This is a genomic window from Streptomyces sp. Y1 (genome assembly GCF_041053115.1).
Classification (GTDB): domain Bacteria; phylum Actinomycetota; class Actinomycetes; order Streptomycetales; family Streptomycetaceae; genus Kitasatospora; species Kitasatospora rubellomurina.
Map to the genome: position 1 here is coordinate 8,452,844 of NZ_CP163445.1, position 18,604 is coordinate 8,471,447.

The following is an 18,604-nucleotide window of genomic DNA, read 5'->3' on the forward strand; positions in this document are numbered from 1 at the left end:
CGGGCCGAGTGCGGGAGCCGCAGGATGGAGCCATCGCCGACCGGGGCACACCCGCCCCGGCCCGCCGGACCCCGTCCCCACCAGCAGGAACACGAGGCACCCTGTGACCCCCACCGCCCCCGCCGGCGCCGTCCTGAACGTCCCCGCCGCCACCCCCGCCCAGGCCGCCGCCCACTACGCCGCCCGCCTCGCCTTCGAAGCCGACGTCTCCGACGTCCACGCCGACCTGACCTCCGGCGCCCCCGGCATCGTCGTCGTCTACACCCGCAGCAAGGCCGCCTGGGACCAGGGCCGCATCCCCGGCGCCCTCCACCTGCCCACCGCGCAGATCACCGACCTCGCACCCCGGCTCATCGACCCCGCCCACACCGTCGTCACCTACTGCTGGGGCCCCGGCTGCAACGGCGCCACCCGCGCGGCCCTGGCCTTCGCCCTCCTCGGCTACCAGGTCAAGGAGATGCTCGGCGGCTTCGAGTACTGGGCCCGCGAGGGCTTCGCCTACGACACCGCCGCCGGCCCCCAGCAGCGCCCCGTCGACGACCTGACCGCCCCGCGCTCGGGCATCTCCTGCGCATGCTGAACGACCCCGCCCGGCCGGGCGCCACGATCCGCCCGGCCACCGCGGCCGACCTGCCGGCCATCGCCCGCCTGTGCGCGGCCCACGCCGCCTTCGAACGCGCCGAGCCCGTCCCCGCCGACCTCGCCACCCGCCTCGCACCCGCCCTGTTCGCACCCCACCCCCGGGCCTGGTGCCTCGTCCTGGACCACGGCGGCCAACCCACCGGCTACGCCACCTTCTCCCGCGAGTTCTCCACCTGGCAGGGAGGCGACCACGTCCACCTGGACTGCCTGTTCGTCACCGAGGCGCACCGCGGCGCCGGCTGGGGCCGCGCCCTGCTCGACGCCGTGCGCGCCGCCGCCGCCGACCTGGGCGCCGCCGAGCTCCAGTGGCAGACCCCCGACTGGAACACCGACGCCGTCCGCTTCTACCACCGCACCGGCGCCCGCTCCCGCCCCAAGGTCCGCTTCACACTCCCCACCCGCTGAGCCCGGCGGCCAAAGACCGTCACATGACCGATGCCGGGGCGGGTACGGCCGGGTGACAGTGGAGCCGAGGCCGCGCGGCGCAGCGCCCCGGACCCGACGACCACCCGCCCCACCCCCGGGGGAGACCATGCCCGCACCCGAGCGCCCGGCCACCGACGAGACACCCGGCCACCGCGCCGTCGAGAACCTGATCGCCCGCTACGCCGAACTCGTCGACGACGGCGACTTCCCGGCCCTGGGCGCCCTGCTCGCCGACGCCGTCCTGACCGGCAGCGGCGCGCCCGTGCGCGGGCGCGAGGCGATCGAGCGGATGTTGCGGCAGACCGTGGTCCTGTACGCGGACGGCACCCCGCGCACCCAGCACGTCACCACCAACCTCGCCGTCGAGGTCGACGAACGGGCGGGCACGGCGCTCGCGCGCTCGTACGTCACCGTCCTGCAGGCCCTGCCCGGCCACCCCCTGCGGGCCATCGCCGCCGGCCGCTACCACGATCGCTTCGAACGCCGCGACGGCCGCTGGCGGTTCACGTGCCGCCGGGTGCGCATCACCCTGGTCGGGGACGTCAGCCGCCACCTGCGCCGCGGCCCCGTCCCCGGCCGCGCCCCGGCCGGGGGTCAGGGGGCGGCGCGGTGGTGGTCCAGCCTGGTCAGGGCGTCGCGCAGGGCCGCGCGGGTGGTGACGCCCAGCTTGGGGAAGGCCCGGTAGAGGTGGGCGCCGACCGTGCGCGGGGACAGCCGGATCCGCTCGCCGATCTCCCGAGCGCGCCGCGGCCCCGACTCCCGCGGGTCGCGGCCGCGGCCGGGCGGCGCGGCGGGGGGCTGCTCCTGGGCGGGGGTGCCGGCGGAGCCGGTCGGGCCGGCGGGGGCCCGGGCGCGGCCTCGCCGCCCGCGGGCCGCACCGGAAGGCCTCGCGGAGGCCGCCCACGGGCCGGTCCGCACCCCAACAGGAAGCCATGCGCATGTCATGGACTCCCGGCCTCCGGATGCACGGCGTGGCCCCTGCGGTGATCCTGGAGGTGCCAGGCACTCCCGAGGAGGACGGCCATGTCCATGCTCGACAAGCTCAAGAGTCTGCTGCACGGCCACGAGGACCAGGCCACGCGCGGCGTCGACAAGGCGGGCGACGCCTTCAACGAGCGCACCGGCAACAAGTACGAGGGCCAGGTCGACACCGCGAAGCAGAAGATCGACGAGCAGCTCGGCCAGCAGCAGCCCCCGACCGACCAGCCGTAGCGGGCCCGGCCCGACCACGACGCAACGGTGGCGCCGGACAGCACTCCTGACGCCACCTCACATCCCGCTCCCCGACACCCCCCTGCCCCGGCGCCCGCCGCTCGCGCGCGCCGGGGCCCGCGCCTGTGTGCGATCGCGGGCGAGCGCCGCGCCGTCGCCCGCGGCCGCCCCGAAGGCCGCCGCGGCCGGGTCCGTACGGGCCCGAGCGGCACCGGTCGTCCGCTATCCGGCGAGCACGGCCGCCGCGCCCGCCCGGAACCCCGGCGTTCCGGCCAAGTCGGGCCCTTCACAAGCCAAACATCAGATGGTCGCATGATCTCCGCACTAGGGTGAGGCCCGATCAACGCACGGCCCTCCCCCCCCCCGACCAGCGGGCATCGGGCATGCCCGCCGCCAGGACTGGAGTGAACCGACCATGCACCCTCGCCACCTGTGGAAGCGCCTCACCGGCGCGCTCGTGCGCCGCGGCCTCGGCGCCACCCTCGGCGCGCTCGCGCTCATCGCCTCGTTCGTCCTCGCGGGCACCGCCGCCGGCACGTCCAGCGCCGCCGCCCAGCCCGCCGCCCTCAGCGGCGGCGGCCAGTGGGCCTGCTCCGGCGCCGCCATCCCGGACGGCTACGTCAACACCGCCTTCAACAAGGACGGCTGTAACGGCTGGGGCTCCTGGTTCCAGCAGCCGGACGCGGACGGGCTCTACAGCTGCGGCGGCTCCCCGATCTACGCGGGCTACGTCCTCACCGACTACCTGAGCTACGGCTGCAACGGGATGGGCTCCTGGCAGCACAGCCTCGTCAAGGACGGGATCTGGACCTGCGGCGGCTCCCCGATCGTCCCGGGCTACGTCGTGACCGGCTACCAGGTCCCCGGCTGCCACGGCGTCGGCGCCTGGTTCCACCAGGTCGCCAAGGTCGGCCTGCTCGTCTGCTCCAACTCGCCGATCCCGTCCGGCTACTTCACGGGCGCCCGCTGGGGGTACGGCTGCAGCGGCTTCGGCGGCTTCTACCTCGGCCACTACTGATCCCCACCGATCCCGCCGGTCCCGCCGGCCGCCGCGCCCCCCGGCGCGGCGGCCGGCGGGCCGGTCAGCGGCCGGTCAGCGGCCGGTCAGCGGCCGGTCAGCGGCCGGGGCGCTCGCCGCGGCGTGCGACGGCCACCGTCCACGGCCAGAACTGCGCCAGGGGTATCCCGGGCGAGGCGGCGGGCAGGAACGCGACCTGGCAGCGCCGGCACAGCCAGGTCGCCCGCCACACCTCCCGCAGCTGCTGCCACTGCTCGTAGGTCTGCGGCCACCGGCCCGCCGTGTGACGGTGTTTCTCCCGGTGGTTGGACTGCAGGACGAGCCCGATGCTCAGCAGGACCGCGGCGAAGACGAACGGGCCGAACTGGTACCCGAACTGGTACCAGGGGTCGGGGCTGCGCCCGCCGTAGGAGCCCAGCCCGAACAGCCCCCGGACACCGCAGATCCCGGCCAGCACGAACAGCGTCACCGCGCCCCCGCTCGTGCGCCGGGGCTCGGGCAGCATCTCCAGCAGCTCCCGCGTCGGCGGGTCGAGCGGGCGGTCGGTGTCCGACAGGGCCTCGGGTACGGCGACGGCCTCGTCGGCCGTGGCGCACGTCGGGCAGGTGGCGATCATCGCGGGATGCCTCCGGAAACGGTGCACGGTGTGCACGGAACAACACGTAGGGCAGCACAGGGAACTGACTGATCATATGATCGGCCGCCCGTTCGTGTGCCGCCCCCCGGCAAACGCGTCAGCCGACCCCGCGCGAGGACGCCGCCGGCGGCACGGACCGGGGCAGGCCCTCGCCGCGGTCCAGGGGCAGCAGCGGCAGCAGCGGGATGCCGTCCTGGCGGGCCACCGCGGCCTGCAGGTCGCGCGTGGCCCGATCGGTGCCCACCCGGCCCTCGGTCTCCAGCAGGTAGTCGGTGAGGAACACCCGCACCGGCTCCGCCGGCACCGCCCGCACCTCCTCCAGCGACCCGAACCCGCTGCCCACACCCAGGACGAGCAGCAGCATCCCGTAGACCCGGGCGCGGCCGGGCCCGAGCGAGGGCTGGAAGTACGGCAGGTCCAGGGCCCGGGCCCCGTGGCGGGCGTAGAAGCGCAGCCGCGCCACCGCGCGCCCGGTACCGCGACTGCCGTGGTGGGCCCGCGGGTGGGCGACCTCGGCCAGCGTGAGGGCCGGCCGGAACCGCTCCTGCCAGGCCCGGCAGGCCTCCACCAGCAGACGCCCGCCCAGCCCGCGCGAACGCTGGTCCTCCCGCACCGCCAGATAGGCCAGCAGCAGGGTGCGCGCGTGCGCCGACCACTCGCCGCACGCCACCGCCAGCGGCCGGCCCTGCCCGTCCGCGACGGCCGCCACCACCAGCCGCCCCTCGGCCATCGACTCGCGCATCCGCTCCAGGGTGTCCAACTCGTCCGGGGCGAACGACACTTCCAGCAGTTCACGGTAGGCCGCCACCAGCAGCGGATCGTCCGCCCCGACATCGCGCACCACCGCCCGCGCCCCCTCCCCGCCCTCCCCGCCGGCGCGCCGCTCGCCCGACGTGCGGTACACGTACAGGCCGAGCAGGGCGGCGAGCACCAGGACCCCCACGACCGTCAGCACCACCCACAGCGCCTGGTGGTAGTCCAACCCGGCCTCCAACACCTGGCCCAGCCCCGCGATGCTCATCCCCGCGATCACCGCCAGCAGGGTGTCCACCTTCACCCGCTGGCGCCGCTGCATGGCCTCGCGCTCGTCCTTCTCGCTCTCCTTGCGCTCCCGGGCCAGCTTCTCGATCGCGCCCGTCAGCTGCTCCTGGGTCACCTCGGCGATCGACCGCGACAACTCGTCGGCCTTGCGCTGGTAGCCGGACGCCTCCAGCAGCACCCGCAACCGCTGCGCCGCCAGCGGGGAGGCGAGCAGCGACGGCGACTGGAACAGCGCGCTCTTGGCGTGGACGTCGACGGCCAGCCGGTCCAGCTTCAGCTTCTCCTGGTCCAGCTGGTCGGAGAGCCTGCGCAGCGCGTGGCTGCTGGCCTTGTCGCCCAGCGCGTCGGCCTCGTCCTCGCGGGCCTTGGCGTCCCGGTGGTGCTTGGCCAGGTCGGTGGACCAGCCCTCCAGCAGCCCGTCCAGGGAGGAGGCGAACTCCAGGATCGAGCCCCAGGTGTCCCGGACGAAGGCCGGCAGGCCGAGGGAGACCAGGAGCGTGGTGTTGCAGGTCCGCAGGATCCACTCCCCGGTGGTGCCGGTGATGTCCGGCGAGGCCGGGGTGGCCTCCGCGTACCGGATCCACTCCGCCATCGACCCCATCAGGCTCGGTGCCGGACTCGTCAGGATGCGCGCCCCGACCGCCTCGGCGAACTGCCCGCCCGTCAGGATCTCCGAGCGCTTCTCCCCGGCCGGCCCGACGACCGTGTAGGCGGCGGTCACCTCCATGACCACCTGGTACAGGCCCGGCCGGCACACCACCGCCCGCGCCGCCCCCGGCCGGGTGGGCACCGAGTCCTGGGCCAGCGCCATCGCCAGGTCCGACAGGCGGGGCCACCGCGCCCGGCTACCGCCGCCGTCCCCGCCGCCTCCGCCGCCGCCGTCCGCTTTCGGGTCCGTGCCGTCGAAGGCGATGTCCAGCGCCCCGGCCTCCGGCCCGGCCCAGAACAGCATGGCGAACAGCTTGACCGCCGACACGTCGGTCAGATCCGCCTCGAACCGCACGTAGTGGTTGCCCAGCAGCGACAGCCGCACCTGCACGCCGAGCCGGGCCAGCGCCCGGCCGTCCGGCGCGCGCACGACCGCGTCCGGCATCACCACCAGCGCACCGTCGTAGCGGCGCTCCAGACTGTCGTGGCTCTTCCACACGTCGTCGAGTTCGAGCGAGCCGTGCGCCCGCACCGGGCGGGTGCCCGCCAGCTCCCACCGCGGCGCCTCCTCCTGCCCGACCGCCTCGACCAGGTCGGCGGGCTCCACCCCGCGCACCGCGAACGGGTACAGGTAGACCAGCTTGCCGTGCCCCACCCGCAGCCACCGCTGCCTCGCCCGTTCCTGCAGCTCCAGCAGGCTGTAACGCAGCGCCCGCAGCTCGCTCACGCTGCCCTCGTCACCCGCGATGGCCCCGTCGCCCTCGGCCCGGCGCAACGCCTCGACCGCGTCGTCCAGCGGCGCGCCGCAGGCGTAGAACGCGGCGAGCGCCCGCGTGGCCATGGCCATCGTGCGCTGGTAGCCGTCGTACAGCCGCCCCAGCCGGACGACCTCCCGCGCGACGTCACCGTGAGTGAGGCAAAAGCGCGGTGACACCCCCCGCATCAGCCGCACCGCCCGCCGGGCCCACAGGGCCGCGTCGTCCGCCCGGTCGGCCCGCACGTCCAGCAGGCCGCTGGTCATGGCCTCCTCCGAGCGGATCTGCGCGTCCAGGCTCCACATCAGAGCCCGGACGGCCTGCCGCGCCGCCAGGTCGTCCGGGGAACACGGCGCGTGAACGGCCGCCAGGCACCTCTCGGCCCCGTGCAGGGTGCCCAGCAACCGGTCGAAGGTGTACGAGACCTGCCAGGCCTGCTCCACCTCCTCCAGCACCAGCAGCAGCAGCCGCGCCACACCCCCCGGCACCCCGGCCACCTTCCGCACGCACGGCCCCAGCGTGCGCTCCACCAGCTCCTCGTGCGCCGCCGCCCAGGCCCCGCCCGCCGCCCCCGCCCGCCCGCCACGGCGCCCCGGGCGCCCGTCCCCGTCCGGCGGCAGGGCCGCGTTCCAGCGGGGCAGCTCCCAGATCATCCCGGTGTCCACGCCCCGCCGCGCCAGCCAGTCGTGCAGCGCCTCCACACCGCCATCCTCCCACCGCCCCCACCCCCCGGCAGACCCGAGCACCGGCCCCGCTCACCGAACGTGACAGCCGGCGCCCGCCCGATCCGCCCTGTTTCAACGCACGTTGAAACAGGGCGACGCGACCGCGGGCGGCCCCGATGCTGGGACGGCAGGGCGGACCGGGCAGCGGACCGCCCCACACCCGAAGCCGTGGACCCACCACGGCACGTGAAGGGGGATCGACCGACATGCGCAAACACCTCGCCGTATCGCTCGCGTCACTGACGATGGCCCTGGGCGCACTGACCGCGGGCGTAGGCGCGGGCACCGCCTCGGCACAGCCGGCCAGGACCTCGTGCTACGCCGAGAGCTGCAGCCACCTGAACCCGTACAAGACCTACTGCTCCTCGGACGGGCGCGAGATCTACAGCGCGCACAACGAGCTGCGCCACGTCGTCCACCTCTACTACAGCCCGTCCTGCCGGGCGGTGTGGGCCGAGTCCTGGGCGCCGGCCGGCGACACGATCAGGGTCGAGCGCGCCGGCAACCCGTCGGTCTACAGCCAGGACGTCACGGACGGCTCGCACGCGTGGACCGGGATGATCAACGACGCCGGGTACACCGCGCACGCCATGATCGACGACGACGGCGTGAACGTCTGGGGCCAGACCGGCGACTACTGACCGCCGCCGGCGGGGTGAGGGCGTCGCGGCCCGCCCGGGGGAGGGGCCGCGACGCGTGCGCCACCGGCGCCGTCCGCTACCCGAGGGCGAGCATCGCGGCGGCGACCTCGCCCGCCGCCGCGTCGGGGATCGCGGTGGCGGCCTCGTCGAGGACGAGCAGCCGGGCTCCGGGGATCTCGCGGGCCAGCGCCCGGCCGTTGCCGAGGGGGAAGAAGCGGTTGCGGCGGCCGTGGACGACGAGCGCGGGCACGGCGATCCCGGGCAGGCGCTCGCGCCAGCGGGGCGTGCAGTCGAGCCGGGAGAACACCAGGCCCAGCTGGTTGGCCAGGTGGACCGGGGCAGCGGCGGCGGGGGTGCGCTCCCACACACGGGCGGCGAGGGCGCGCGCCGCCGCCGGGTCGTCGCCCAGGATCCGCGCGCCGGCCGCCGCGAACTCGGCGACCGCCTCGCGGTCGGCCCAGTCGGGCGCCGCCCGCGCGAACAGCCGGCCCATCGTCGCCCCGTCGTGGCCGGGCAGGTCGTCGTCGGGCGGGCCGGGGGCGACGGGGCGGGTGCAGGCGAGGGTGAGCGCGCGGAACGCGCCCGGGTGGTCGAGCGCGGCCACCTGGGCGACCAGCCCGCCCACGCCGATCCCCGCCAGGTGCGCACCTGCGCCGCCGCCGAGCGCGCCGGCCAGGGCGGCGGCGTCGGCGGCGAGGGTGCGCAGGGTGTAGGCGGGCGCCCGCGGGTCGGCCGTCGTCGACTCCCCGCTGTCGCGCAGGTCGTAGCGCACCACCCGCCGCCCGCCGGCGGCCAGGCGCCCGCACAGCGCGTCGGGCCAGGACAGCATCGTCGGCCCGCCCGCGAGCAGCACGAGCGGCGCGCCCCGGGCACCGAACGACTCCACGCCCACCGCGATCCCGTTGACGTCGACCGTGGTCACCGCGCGCCCATGTCGCCCATCGCGGGCGTCCCGCCGGCCAGGGCGTAGCGCAGGAACACCGTGCCCTGCGGGCCGGTCACCGCAGGCTCCAGCAGCGTCAGGTTCGTGGGCACCGCGCCGCCGTCGAACACCTTCTTCCCGACGCCGAGCACGACCGGGTGCACCCACAGGTCGAGGCGGTCGAAGAGCCTGTCCCGCAGCAGGCTCTGCACCAGGTCCAGGCTGCCGACGACCGTCACGTGCTCGTGCCGCTCGCGCAGCGCGCCGACCTCGGCGCCCAGATCCGGCCCCAACTGCACCGACCCGGCCCAGGAGAGGTCCGGCGTGCCACGGGAGGCCACGTACTTGGGGACGCGGTTGAACAACCCGGCGAACCCGCCGCCCCCGCCCTCCTCCTGGTGCGGCCAGTACGCGGCGAAGATGTCGTACGTGCGCCGCCCCAGCAGCAGCGCGTCCGTGCCCTCGTACGCGGCCTGGATCTGCGCCCCGGTGACCTCGTTCAGCAGGGGCACCTGCCAGCCGCCGAACGGGAAGCCCGCCGGGTCCTCGTCCGGCCCGCCGGGCGACTGCCCGACGAGGTCGAGGGTCGCGAACAGCTCGATGTGGATCAGGCCCATGCCGTACTCCCGATGAATGGATTCGTCCCCGTCGAGAGGTAGACCCCCGCAGGCCGGAAAACTCATCGCCGCGCCGTCACCCGATGTCCTGCCCGGCCCCGGACGTCGACCGGCAACCGCGCCGCCGACGCCGCCGAAGGCCCGCCCCGGTCACTGGCCGCCCTGGCCGGCGCTTCCCATCGGGCCGATCTTCACCGGGGTCCCGCTGCCGTCCGTGACGGGCAGCGAGCCGGCGCCCGGCCAGGCCAGGGTGACCGACTGGGTCTCGTCCGGCGGGGTCACCACCAGGCCGGTGATCCGCACGCCGGATCCGCCCGAGGTGTTGGCCGGGTAGCTGATGCCGAAGTAGGTCGACTTGCCGGCCGCCACCACGCCCGCGACGACCGGCTCGCCGGAGCGCTTCGCGGACACGGTGCCCGCGGAGGTCTTCAGGTCGACGCCCGCGTATCCGGAGAGCGTGCAGTCCTTGCCGCTGTGGTTCTTCAGCTCGACCACGACGGTGTTCTCGGCGTCGCCGGTGATGGTGCGGTCCGCCGCGGTGACGGTCAGGTCCGCGGTCCGGCACTTGGCGCCCTTCCCCGCCCCGGTGGAACCGGCCGGCGCGGCGGTGGGCGGCGCACCGGCCTTCCCCGTGCCGCCCTTGCCCGCTCCACCGGGGGAGGCCCCGCCGGACGCGGCCGGCGCAACGCTCGCCGCCGCGGTCGGCGCAGCGGTCGGGGCGCCCTGCGCGGAGCCCGTCCCGTCGTCCTGACAGGCGGCGAGCGAGCAGGCGGCGGCGACGGCCAGGGCGGCGAAGGCGAACTTGCGGACGCGCACGGCGGGTTCCTCCAGACAGGGCGAACGGGCTTTCCGAAAACCGGGACCGCCCCACCCGGACGAACCGTTGCACCCGCCCCGCCCCCACAACAGTGCTGTGACACGCACGACCGCACCCCACCCGCCCCGCCGCCCGCCGCACCACACCGCCGACCTGCCCGAACACCGCCCCACCGCACCACCGCGCACCACCGACACCGCCACCGCCCGCCGGTACACACCCGTGACCCGCACCACCTTGACGACCTACGGTCGAGGAGGATGGAGTGATCCGTCCACCACGAACGACACCGGAGAGAACCGACATGACGCTGCGCTGCGCCGTCCTGGACGACTTCCAGAACGCCGCGACCACCCTCGCCGACTGGTCCCCGCTCGCCGGCCGGGTGGACGTCACCTGCTTCCGCGAGCACTTCACCGACGAGAAGGAACTCGCCCGCGCCCTCGCCGAGTTCGACATCGTCGTCACCCTGCGCGAACGCGTCGCCTTCCCCGCCCCGCTGTTCGCCGAGCTGCCCCGGCTCAAGCTCCTCATCGCCTCCGGCATGCGCAACTCGGTGATCGACCACGCCGCCGCCGCGGCCCACGGCGTGACCGTCTGCGGCACCGCCAGCTCCTCCACCCCGCCGGTCGAGCTGACCTGGGCGCTGCTGCTCGGGCTGGCCCGCGGCCTCGTCACCGAGAACACCGCGCTGCGCGAGGGCGGCCCCTGGCAGAGCACGGTCGGCTGCGACCTGCACGGCCGAACCCTCGGCCTGCTCGGGCTCGGCAGGATCGGCAGCCGGGTGGCCCAGGTCGGGCTCGCCTTCGGGATGCGGGTGCTGGCCTGGAGCCACCACCTCACCGAGGAGAGGACCGACGAGATCGGCGTGGAACTGGCGGCCTCCAAGGAGGACCTGCTCGCCGGCAGCGACTTCGTCTCCGTCCACCTGGCACTGAGCGAGCGCACCCGCGCCCTGATCGGCGCACCGGAACTGGCCCTGATGAAGCCCGGCGCCTACCTCGTCAACACCTCCCGGGCGGCGATCGTCGACCAGGACGCCCTCCTGGCCGCCCTGCACGGCGCCCGCATCGCCGGCGCCGGCGTGGACGTCTTCGACGTCGAACCGCTGCCCGCCGACCACCCGATGCGCTCCGCCCCCCGGCTCCTGGCCACCCCGCACCTGGGCTACGTCTCCCGCGCCAACTACGCCACCTACTACGGCCAGGCCGTCGAGAACATCGAGGCCTTCCTCGCCGGCTCCCCGGTGCGCACCCTCCCGTAGCCTGGTGCGCATGCCGACCACCCGCCCCCGGGGCCCGGCCCCCACCACCGGCGAGCGCCTGCTCGCCCTCGGCTCCCTGCCCGCCGCGGCGGCCGTGCTCACCGGCACGAACGCGCTCTACCTGCTGCTCGTGGTCTTCGGGAACGTCACCGACTTCGCCACCAACCAGCACTTCGTCCAGCACGTGCTGGCCATGGACACCACCTTCCGGGACGAGCACCTGATGTGGCGCTCCATCACCTCCCCGGCCCTGCAGAACACGGCCTACGTCGCGATCATCGCCTGGGAGGCGCTCAGCGCCCTGGTGCTGACGGCGGGCACGCTCGCCTGGTGGCTGCGCCCGCAGCGGGCACGCCGGCTCAGCAGCCTGGGCCTGCTGCTGATGCTGCTGCTCTTCGGAGCCGGGTTCATCGGCATCGGCGGCGAATGGTTCGCGATGTGGCAGTCCAAGACGTGGAACGGCCTGGACGCGGCGATCCGCAACGTCACCCTGGCGGGACTGGCCCTGGTGGTGGTCAACCTGCCGCACCGCCCGCCCGCCCCGCCGCCGTGAGACACCCCGCCCCGGCGCCCGCGGGCACCGGAGCGGGGACGAACCGTCACGACCGCACCGTCACGGCCGAACCGTCACGGCCGAACCGTCACGGCCGAACCGTCACGCGAACCGCGAGCTGCGCACCGGCCCGGCGGAACGGACCCGGTCACGCGGGCCCACCGCCGGCCAGCCGCCCGAGCCGCCCGCGCGGGCGGCGAAGGCCGCCAGGGCCTCGTCCGCGTCCGGCGGCGTCTGCCCGTCCCCCTGCGGCGCCACCGGGGCGGCCGCCAGGATCGCCTCGGCGAGTTCCTCGGCCGAACGCCGATCGCTCTCGCCCTCCACCCGGTCGCCGTCCTCGTCGAAGCGCAGCCCGGCCTCCCACGGAGCGCTCACGATCTGCCCCAGCAGGGTGGACACGTCGGCCGTCACGGCCGGCGGGTCGGTCCAGCACGTGGCGTGCTCGAAGAGCAGCTGCCCCTGCGTCCGCTCGTGCAGCTGCGCGACCACGGCGGGATCGCATGCGTTGAGGTCGTACGCGACCACCAGCACCCCCGGCACCCCCGGCTCGAACGGCGCCGCCGGCACGCCGAGCAGCCGCGCCGCCGCCAGCCCCAGCGCCCGGCTGCCCCGGTCGGCCAGCAGGGCGACCGAGACGGGCGTACGGCCGGTGGCGGCCAGCACGGCCCGCAGCCGCTCCAGGCCGTGGCGGCAGTGCTCGAAGTCGTCCTGCAGGTAGGCCCAGCGGCCGGTCATGCCCTGGTCGAAGCCGTGCGGCGACAAGGTGGTGAGCAGGCCGCCGGTGAGCACGTAGTGCCACCCGCGCAGGTCCCGCTCGTCGACCGGGGGCAGCGCCGCGGCCCGCTCCAGCATGCGCCCGATGCGCCGGCCCGGGCCCGTCCAGACGCCCTCGGGGGCCGACAGCGCCCCGTACACCTCCCGGGCCAGCGCGACCCGGCCGCTCATCAGCGCGTTGTAGACCGTCAGGTACCGCTCCGGCCAGTCACCGAGCAGCGCGTCGTGCTCACGCAGCACGGCCAGTGCCTCGGCGTGCCGCTCGCAGCCCTCCAGGGCGGAGACCAGCTCCAGCAGCACCTTGCGCAGCCCGATCCGGGGGGCGTCCTGCGCTTTGGGCCTGCGGCGGAACAGGCCGCCGCGCGCCGGGGCGGCGGGCGGCGCCTGGACCAGCCGCAGCGCCTCGCGCAGCGCGGGCACGGCCACCGCGTCGATGCCGCGCTCGACGCAGGCGTAGCCGTAGGCGTACAGGTGCTCGGCCTGCCCGGGCCCGGCCGCCAGCGCTGTCGAAGCCCGCGCCAGGTCCTCGAAACCGGCGCCCCGGGCCAGCTCGGCCACCAGCGGTGCGACGTCGGCGCTCGGCAGCCGGTCGGCCGCCGAGCGCAGCACCCGCATCGAGCCCTGCGGGTCGCCGGACTCGAAGAGCTTCCAGGCTTCGGACAGTTCGGTGGGCATGGGTCTCCGCAGGTCGGGGATGGGTCGCAGCCCCAGATGATCCCCGCCCGCGCCCCGCCCGGGCAACCGACTTATCCACCCGGCGCCCCTCACCACCTCGCGTCGTGCCGCAGCTCCTGCCCGCGCCGGCGCCAGAACGGGCTCAGCGGCCAGCGCCGCTCCTGGCCGTACGCGTGCGCGTGGTTGTGCCGGTAGGCCGCCGCGATCCCGTCCAGGAACGCCGCGTAGTCGGCGAGCGCGGCGCCCGCCCGGGCCTCGTCGGCGAGGCAGCCGGCCACGGCCCGCCCGGCCCGGGCGCCGGTGTGCAGCGCCGTCAGGATGCCCTGCGAGGACAGCGGGTCGAAGGCCAGCGCCGCGTCCCCGGCCGCCACCCAGCCCGGGCCGGCGCACGGCTCCAGCCGCAGGCCGTGGGCGGGAGCCCAGCGCGGCACGGGAGTTGGATCCGTCTCGTGCCCGGCCACCCGGCGCCGCACGTGCACGGTGCGCCCCAGCGCCTCCCGAAAACCCCGCGGGGTGCGCAGCGCCGGGTCGACCAGGTCGGTGTCGGTCAGATGGGCCACCAGGCGCCCGGCCGGGATGCGGGTGGTGTACCACCAGCCGTTCGCCGCCGCCTCCACCAGGGTGCGGGCCTCCAGGCCGCGCTCGGGCAGGACCACGTACGCGGCGACCAGCCGGTCCTGGCGCCGCCGGTGGCCGCCGCGGCGCCCGATGACGCAACGCCGGCCGGTCGCGTCCACCACCCAGCGGGCGGGCAGCCGCGTCGTGCGCCCGCGCTCGCGCACCACCACCGGGCCGTGCGCGAGCCGCTCCAGCACCCGCGCCTGCCGCAGTTCGGCGCCGGCCGCCACGGCCGCGTCCCGCAGGAAGGCGTCGAAGCGCAGCCGGTCGAGGTGCCAGCCGTGCCCGTAGGGGTCGAACAGGTGGCTGCGCCCGTGCAGCCGTGGCGAGCCCCAGGCCGCGTACGTGCCGGTGGACACCGGGTGTCCCGCGGCCAGGAAGCCGTCCAGCAGGCCGAGGTCGGCCAGCAGCGGGCGGACGGCGGGCGGCAGGAACTCCCCGATCTTGACGGCGGGTCGACCGCGGTTCGGGCCGCCGTCGTCCAGGAGCCGGACGCGGTGGCCGGCCCGGGCCAGGACGAGCGCGGCGACGGCGCCGGCGGGCCCGGCGCCCGCGACGACGGCGTCGGGGTGGCTCACCGGTTCGGCCGCAGCCGCTTGACCTTGTCGACGAACCCGACCGAGACCTCCTCGTCGGGGGCCGGCGCGGTGGTGGCCGCCGAGGCCAGGGCGGCCGCGCCCAGGACGGGGTCGGCGCCGAGGTCGACGTGCACGGTGAGCAGGTTGCGGTCGGCCGGCGGGGCGGGCTCGCGCGGGAACGTCACCTCGGACTCCACCAGGACCTCCGCCGGCAGGCGGGGGTCGTCGGTGGGGCCGGGGCGGCGCTCGACCACGCCGAGTTTGCCGAAGTCGCGCACCATCGCGTTGATGGTGGCCACGTACGGGGTGGGCAGCCAGCGCAGCCAGGTCCGGCGCTTGTGGAACGCGGCCAGGCGCTCGGCGATCGGCCGGGAGGTGTCGACGACGACCTCGTAGTCCTCCTCGGCGAGGACGTGGTTGGGCACCCGGGCCGGCCAGAAGGTGGGCAGGTACGGGTCGTAGGAGCCCAGGCCGACGGTGTACTCGTAGCCGGCCTTGCAGCTGGCGGTGTCGGTCTGCCAGGGCACCGCCATCCACCGGGTCAGGTCGCCCGGGGCCTGGGCGTACAGCGGGCCGTCGAAGGCCAGCGCGATCTCGGGGGTCAGCGTGGGGCCGTACGGCGGGGCGGGCGTCTGGCGGTGGCGGATCCGGAAGGGGGCGCTGTACAGGGTGGTGTGCCGCATCGGCCAGGTGAGTTCGCAGCCGGGGTGGAAGGCGTCGGCGAGGCAGAACGACAGGGCCGCCCGGTCCAGGGTCGCGGGCCGGTCGGCGAACGGGACGTCGTCCAGGGAGGCGGGAGGCGTGGCGTGCGGGTCGTAGTCGTCGGTGAAGTCCCCGCCGGCCCACCGCTTCAGCAGCCGGTACTGGAGCGCGGAGAGCGTCACGTGCTGGCGCACGGACTGGGGCGGCAGGCTCATCGCGTCGCCGTACAGGGCCGGCCAGGGCACCGGCGACAGGCCGTCGCGCTCGTAGTCGCGCACGGCCAGCCACACCTGGCGGCGCAGCTCCTGGTGGACCGGTGAGGGGTCGGCCAGGTCGGCCAGGCGCGCGAGCAGGTCCTCGCGCCCGTCGAAGCCGAACTGGGTGGCCAGGCCCTTGTTGGCCCACTGCAGGCCGCTCAGGCGGCGCAGCACCGGCAGGACGTCGCGGGTGAACGACACCTGCGCCGGCTCGGGCAGGCGCCCCTCGGTGACGAAGGCGTCGCGGACCAGGTCGTACAGGGTGCGCACGGAGGCGAGTTCGGGCGCGTAGTTGGGCGGCGCGGTCACCACCCAGGCCCCGTCGACGGGGATCGGGCGGCCCTCGATGCTGACCTCGGCGGTGACGGGGCCGTCGCTGACGTCGTCGTGCCAGCCGTCGTTGTTGGCGAAGGTGTCGGCGGGGGCGCCGGTCGCCGAGGCGGAGACGCCGCGGCCGCCGAGGAAGACCAGCCGGCCGCTGTCGTCGGTGCGCAGTTCGCCGAGGTAGACGGGCTTGCCCAGGAAGGTGCCGGTGTCGAAGCGGTACCGGGGCTCGCCGGAGCGGTTGCGGCCGCGCACCCAGCGCGGGCCGGGGTCGATGACCAGCAGGTCCTGGCGCTGGGCGGCGGGGACCTTGGGGTTGCGCAGGTTGCTGGGGTCGGCCTGGCCCGCCTCGGGGATGTCCAGGGCGATCTGGAACTGGTACCAGGCCGCCTTGGAGTTGACGACGTGGACCTTCCAGCGCAGGTCGGCGTTGTCGGCGGTCAGTTCGGCGACCGGCTCGCCGGCGGCGTTGTAGCCGTAGACCCGGAAGCGGACGGCCTGGCGCTTCAGCGCGCCGGCGGCGTCCTTGTAGCTGCCGGCGGGCAGCGGGGGCGGGTCGTCGACCTCGGGGGCGAGGACGACGTCGTCCATCGTGCTGTCGCCGACCCGGGCCACGCCGATCGCGGGGTGCACGGCGGCCCGCACGATCCGGGTGTCGCGCGCCGGCGGCGGGGTGAGCTGCGGGCGGGCCGGGCCCGGCTCGGCGGCCGGGACGCCGTTGACGTCGCGGCGCTGTTCGGCCGAGGCCAGGTAGACCGTCCGGCGCACGTCGGAGATGCTGCCGACCGGGCGGTGCTCGGCGAGGGCGTGCCAGGGGTTGAGGGAGAGGTTCTCGCCGTACGCGGCCTGGCCGCGGGCGGTGACGTCCTGCTGCGGGAGGGTCAGCCGGGCCACCTTCACGGGCGGGCTCGCGGACTCCTCCCAGCGCACCGTCGCCATGTCCAGCGGCATCGTCGAGTCGTCGGTGCGGAACTGGAGCATCAGGTCGAAGGCGGCCGGGCCGGCCCCGAGCCGGTGCGCCAGGTCGGCGGCGAGGTAGGCCGGGTCCTCGTCGGGCGGCGTCGCGGACGGGTCGGCGCCCTCGCAGCCGGCGGGCACCAGCTTGTACTTGACGAAGCGGTCCGGACCGAAGGCGTAGGGGAGCACCCCCCAGTAGACGGCGCTCAGCGCGCTCGCCTCGAACTTCGCCATCTCCGCCAGGACCCGGCGGGTGACCGGGTGGGCCTCCAGGTACCGCTCGTAACCGCCGTCGACGACACCGGCCCTGGTGAACTCGCACATGTCCTGGGCGGTGTCGACGAAGAACACGTCGTGGTTCTGCAGCAGCAGGTCCTGGGTGCCGGCCTCGGTGCAGCCCTCCAGCAGCTTCGGGCCGGGCACGCCGAACAGCTTGACGCCCACGCCCAGGGTGGTCCTGAGGTCGGGAAGGCCGGGCACGGTGTCGCTGGAGAAGCGCACCCAGGCCTCCAGCCCGCCGGGCCGGGTGCGGGCGGCCTCCAGGAAGCCGACGCGCAGCTGCGCCGGCAGGTCCTCGGCGACGGTGAGCGCGGCGCGGGCCACGCCGTGCGGCTTGAGGAACACCGGCCGCTTGACCGGGTCCTGGCCGCGCGCCATCCGGGACCCCTGGGTCAGGTCCACGAACATCTGCCGCAGCGCGGCGCCCGCGTCCTCGGCGCAGCCCGGCAGCGCCGCCGCCCGCACGGCGTCGTCGAAGGGCTCGGGGGTCCCGGTCATGCTGTGCTCCCGTCGGCGCGGTGATGGGCCCGCGGGGCGGCGCACCGGCACGGTCGACACCGGGATCGGCTTTTCGGGCCCCGGTCAAGCGTGCACAGACCCGCGACGGGCGGCGCGGCGAACTACGCCCGAAACGAGCAGGCCCCGGGCCCGGCGCGCGCCCTCTCACTCCAACCGGCCAGCACCGCTCGCCCGGGCCCGGGCCGCGGTGGCAGCGTCGTGGGGCCGGGCCGGACGCCGGCCCGACGCCGGCCCGCGAGGGGCCGCGCCCCGCTGGTCCTCGTCGCCGCGGCCGGTGCCGCCGTCCACGCCCCGCCCGGACGGCGTTGATCGGATGTCAACGCGCGGCTGTTCCACTGCGACCAGCACCGCGCGGGGCCCGCTGCCCGCACCCACCCACCAGCTCGTTGGGGTCCGACCATGAACACCACCGACGACGTCGTGGGTGTGGACGAGGGCCTCCACGACGCCCATCGCGGCGAAGCCTTCGGGGTCGCGGGCCCCGACAAGGCCGTCAGGCGTCGAGGACCTGGCTGTCGCGCCGCACGACCGGCGGTTCCGTCGACCACGGGAAGTTGATCCAGTCGTCGGTCTTCTTCCACACGTACTCGCACTCCACCAGGGAGTGCGACTTCTCGTAGATGACGGCGGAGCGCACCTCGGCGACGTGGGCGAGGCAGAAGTCGTGGACCAGCTTCAGCGTCTTGCCGGTGTCGGCGACGTCGTCGGCGATCAGGACCTTCTTGCCGGAGAAGTCGATCGCGTCGGGGACGGGCGCCAGCATGACGGGCATGTCGAGCGTGGTGCCCACCCCGGTGTAGAACTCGACGTTCACGAGATGGATGTTCTTGCAGTCCAGCGCGTACGCCAGGGCGCCGGCCACGAACACACCGCCCCGGGCGATGCTCAGGATCAGGTCGGGCTCGTACCCGTCGTCGGCGATCGTCTGCGCGAGTTCGCGCACCGCCCGGCCGAAGGTCTGGTAGTCCAGCGTCTCGCGCACGTCAGTCACAGCGCCCAGTCT

Annotated in this window: 16 protein-coding genes and 2 pseudogenes; 8 read left to right on the forward strand and 10 right to left on the reverse strand. The window is 75.5% G+C overall.

Annotation, left to right across the window (positions count from 1 at the left end):
- Positions 1–103 precede the first annotated feature (103 nt).
- The 3 genes and pseudogenes from AB2U05_RS36985 to AB2U05_RS36995 all read left to right on the forward strand — a co-directional run.
- Entirely contained in the window at positions 104–580 is a 477-nt protein-coding gene (locus AB2U05_RS36985; RefSeq protein ID WP_369185773.1) for a rhodanese-like domain-containing protein, read from the forward strand.
- Complete coding sequence (locus AB2U05_RS36990) at positions 574–1,047, forward strand: GNAT family N-acetyltransferase (protein WP_045701094.1); 474 nt, start codon at positions 574–576, stop codon at positions 1,045–1,047. The genes AB2U05_RS36985 and AB2U05_RS36990 overlap by 7 nt, the downstream gene beginning before the upstream one ends.
- Before the next feature lie 127 nt (positions 1,048–1,174).
- Positions 1,175–1,570, forward strand: a pseudogene (locus tag AB2U05_RS36995) (nuclear transport factor 2 family protein); the annotation flags it as partial.
- A 92-nt stretch (positions 1,571–1,662) separates the two neighbouring features.
- On the opposite strand, the pseudogene AB2U05_RS37000 reads toward AB2U05_RS36995, so the two are convergent.
- A pseudogene (locus tag AB2U05_RS37000) lies at positions 1,663–1,806 on the reverse strand (LuxR C-terminal-related transcriptional regulator); the annotation flags it as partial.
- Positions 1,807–2,091: 285 nt separating this feature from the next.
- On the opposite strand from AB2U05_RS37000, the gene AB2U05_RS37005 reads away from it, so the two are divergent.
- Positions 2,092–2,280, forward strand: a complete 189-nt coding sequence (locus AB2U05_RS37005) for an antitoxin (RefSeq protein ID WP_045701098.1) — start codon at positions 2,092–2,094, stop codon at positions 2,278–2,280.
- A gap of 415 nt (positions 2,281–2,695) precedes the next feature.
- Positions 2,696–3,298, forward strand: coding sequence for a hypothetical protein (locus AB2U05_RS37010; RefSeq protein ID WP_045701100.1), 603 nt, complete (start codon positions 2,696–2,698; stop codon positions 3,296–3,298).
- A 97-nt stretch (positions 3,299–3,395) separates the two neighbouring features.
- Here AB2U05_RS37010 and AB2U05_RS37015 read toward each other — a convergent pair whose 3' ends face one another.
- Entirely contained in the window at positions 3,396–3,914 is a 519-nt protein-coding gene (locus AB2U05_RS37015; protein WP_369185774.1) for a hypothetical protein, read from the reverse strand.
- A gap of 118 nt (positions 3,915–4,032) precedes the next feature.
- On the reverse strand, positions 4,033–7,080 hold the full coding sequence (locus AB2U05_RS37020; RefSeq protein ID WP_369185775.1) for a hypothetical protein: 3,048 nt from the start codon (positions 7,078–7,080) through the stop codon (positions 4,033–4,035).
- A gap of 230 nt (positions 7,081–7,310) precedes the next feature.
- On the opposite strand from AB2U05_RS37020, the gene AB2U05_RS37025 reads away from it, so the two are divergent.
- Positions 7,311–7,745 (forward strand): DUF2690 domain-containing protein, encoded by a 435-nt coding sequence (locus AB2U05_RS37025; RefSeq protein ID WP_369185776.1) that lies wholly within the window; start codon positions 7,311–7,313, stop codon positions 7,743–7,745.
- A 76-nt stretch (positions 7,746–7,821) separates the two neighbouring features.
- Here the strand turns inward: AB2U05_RS37025 and AB2U05_RS37030 are convergent, their stop codons facing one another.
- The 3 genes from AB2U05_RS37030 to AB2U05_RS37040 all read right to left on the reverse strand — a co-directional run bounded on the left by AB2U05_RS37030 (position 7,822) and on the right by AB2U05_RS37040 (position 10,100).
- The gene (locus AB2U05_RS37030) at positions 7,822–8,667 is read right to left on the reverse strand and encodes an alpha/beta fold hydrolase (RefSeq protein ID WP_045710895.1); all 846 of its coding nucleotides are present in this window, start codon (positions 8,665–8,667) and stop codon (positions 7,822–7,824) included.
- Positions 8,664–9,284: a dihydrofolate reductase family protein gene (locus AB2U05_RS37035; protein ID WP_369185777.1), complete on the reverse strand. Its 621-nt coding sequence runs from the start codon at positions 9,282–9,284 to the stop codon at positions 8,664–8,666. The genes AB2U05_RS37030 and AB2U05_RS37035 overlap by 4 nt, the downstream gene beginning before the upstream one ends.
- Before the next feature lie 150 nt (positions 9,285–9,434).
- A complete protein-coding gene (locus AB2U05_RS37040; RefSeq protein WP_369185778.1) occupies positions 9,435–10,100 on the reverse strand; it encodes a DUF4232 domain-containing protein in 666 nt (221 codons plus the stop codon).
- 305 nt (positions 10,101–10,405) lie between these two features.
- Between AB2U05_RS37040 and AB2U05_RS37045 the strand changes: the two genes are divergently transcribed.
- Both AB2U05_RS37045 and AB2U05_RS37050 read left to right on the forward strand, forming a co-directional pair.
- Positions 10,406–11,365 (forward strand): D-2-hydroxyacid dehydrogenase family protein, encoded by a 960-nt coding sequence (locus AB2U05_RS37045; protein ID WP_045710897.1) that lies wholly within the window; start codon positions 10,406–10,408, stop codon positions 11,363–11,365.
- Between the two features lie 10 nt (positions 11,366–11,375).
- Positions 11,376–11,918, forward strand: a complete 543-nt coding sequence (locus AB2U05_RS37050) for a DUF2165 domain-containing protein (protein WP_045701116.1) — start codon at positions 11,376–11,378, stop codon at positions 11,916–11,918.
- Between the two features lie 102 nt (positions 11,919–12,020).
- On the opposite strand, the gene AB2U05_RS37055 is transcribed toward AB2U05_RS37050, so the two are convergent.
- From AB2U05_RS37055 to AB2U05_RS37070, 4 genes are all read right to left on the reverse strand, one after another.
- Positions 12,021–13,367: a hypothetical protein gene (locus AB2U05_RS37055; RefSeq protein ID WP_369185779.1), complete on the reverse strand. Its 1,347-nt coding sequence runs from the start codon at positions 13,365–13,367 to the stop codon at positions 12,021–12,023.
- Between the two features lie 89 nt (positions 13,368–13,456).
- Positions 13,457–14,563 carry a tryptophan 7-halogenase gene (locus AB2U05_RS37060; RefSeq protein WP_369185780.1) on the reverse strand — a complete coding sequence of 369 codons (1,107 nt, stop codon included), beginning with the start codon at positions 14,561–14,563 and terminating at the stop codon, positions 13,457–13,459.
- Positions 14,560–17,580 (reverse strand): LodA/GoxA family CTQ-dependent oxidase, encoded by a 3,021-nt coding sequence (locus AB2U05_RS37065; protein WP_369185781.1) that lies wholly within the window; start codon positions 17,578–17,580, stop codon positions 14,560–14,562. The genes AB2U05_RS37060 and AB2U05_RS37065 overlap by 4 nt, the downstream gene beginning before the upstream one ends.
- Before the next feature lie 514 nt (positions 17,581–18,094).
- A complete protein-coding gene (locus tag AB2U05_RS37070; RefSeq protein WP_045701123.1) occupies positions 18,095–18,592 on the reverse strand; it encodes a phosphoribosyltransferase in 498 nt (165 codons plus the stop codon).
- Positions 18,593–18,604: the final 12 nt, after the last annotated feature.

Coding starts and splice junctions, on each gene's coding strand:
- AB2U05_RS37035 (WP_369185777.1), bottom strand. CDS start 9,284: ATGGGCCTGATCCACATCGAGCTGTTCGCGACCCTCGACCTCGTCGGG.
- AB2U05_RS37050 (WP_045701116.1), top strand. CDS start 11,376: ATGCCGACCACCCGCCCCCGGGGCCCGGCCCCCACCACCGGCGAGCGC.
- AB2U05_RS37005 (WP_045701098.1), top strand. CDS start 2,092: ATGTCCATGCTCGACAAGCTCAAGAGTCTGCTGCACGGCCACGAGGAC.
- AB2U05_RS37055 (WP_369185779.1), bottom strand. CDS start 13,367: ATGCCCACCGAACTGTCCGAAGCCTGGAAGCTCTTCGAGTCCGGCGAC.
- AB2U05_RS37015 (WP_369185774.1), bottom strand. CDS start 3,914: ATGATCGCCACCTGCCCGACGTGCGCCACGGCCGACGAGGCCGTCGCC.
- AB2U05_RS36990 (WP_045701094.1), top strand. CDS start 574: ATGCTGAACGACCCCGCCCGGCCGGGCGCCACGATCCGCCCGGCCACC.
- AB2U05_RS37010 (WP_045701100.1), top strand. CDS start 2,696: ATGCACCCTCGCCACCTGTGGAAGCGCCTCACCGGCGCGCTCGTGCGC.
- AB2U05_RS37065 (WP_369185781.1), bottom strand. CDS start 17,580: ATGACCGGGACCCCCGAGCCCTTCGACGACGCCGTGCGGGCGGCGGCG.
- AB2U05_RS37025 (WP_369185776.1), top strand. CDS start 7,311: ATGCGCAAACACCTCGCCGTATCGCTCGCGTCACTGACGATGGCCCTG.
- AB2U05_RS37045 (WP_045710897.1), top strand. CDS start 10,406: ATGACGCTGCGCTGCGCCGTCCTGGACGACTTCCAGAACGCCGCGACC.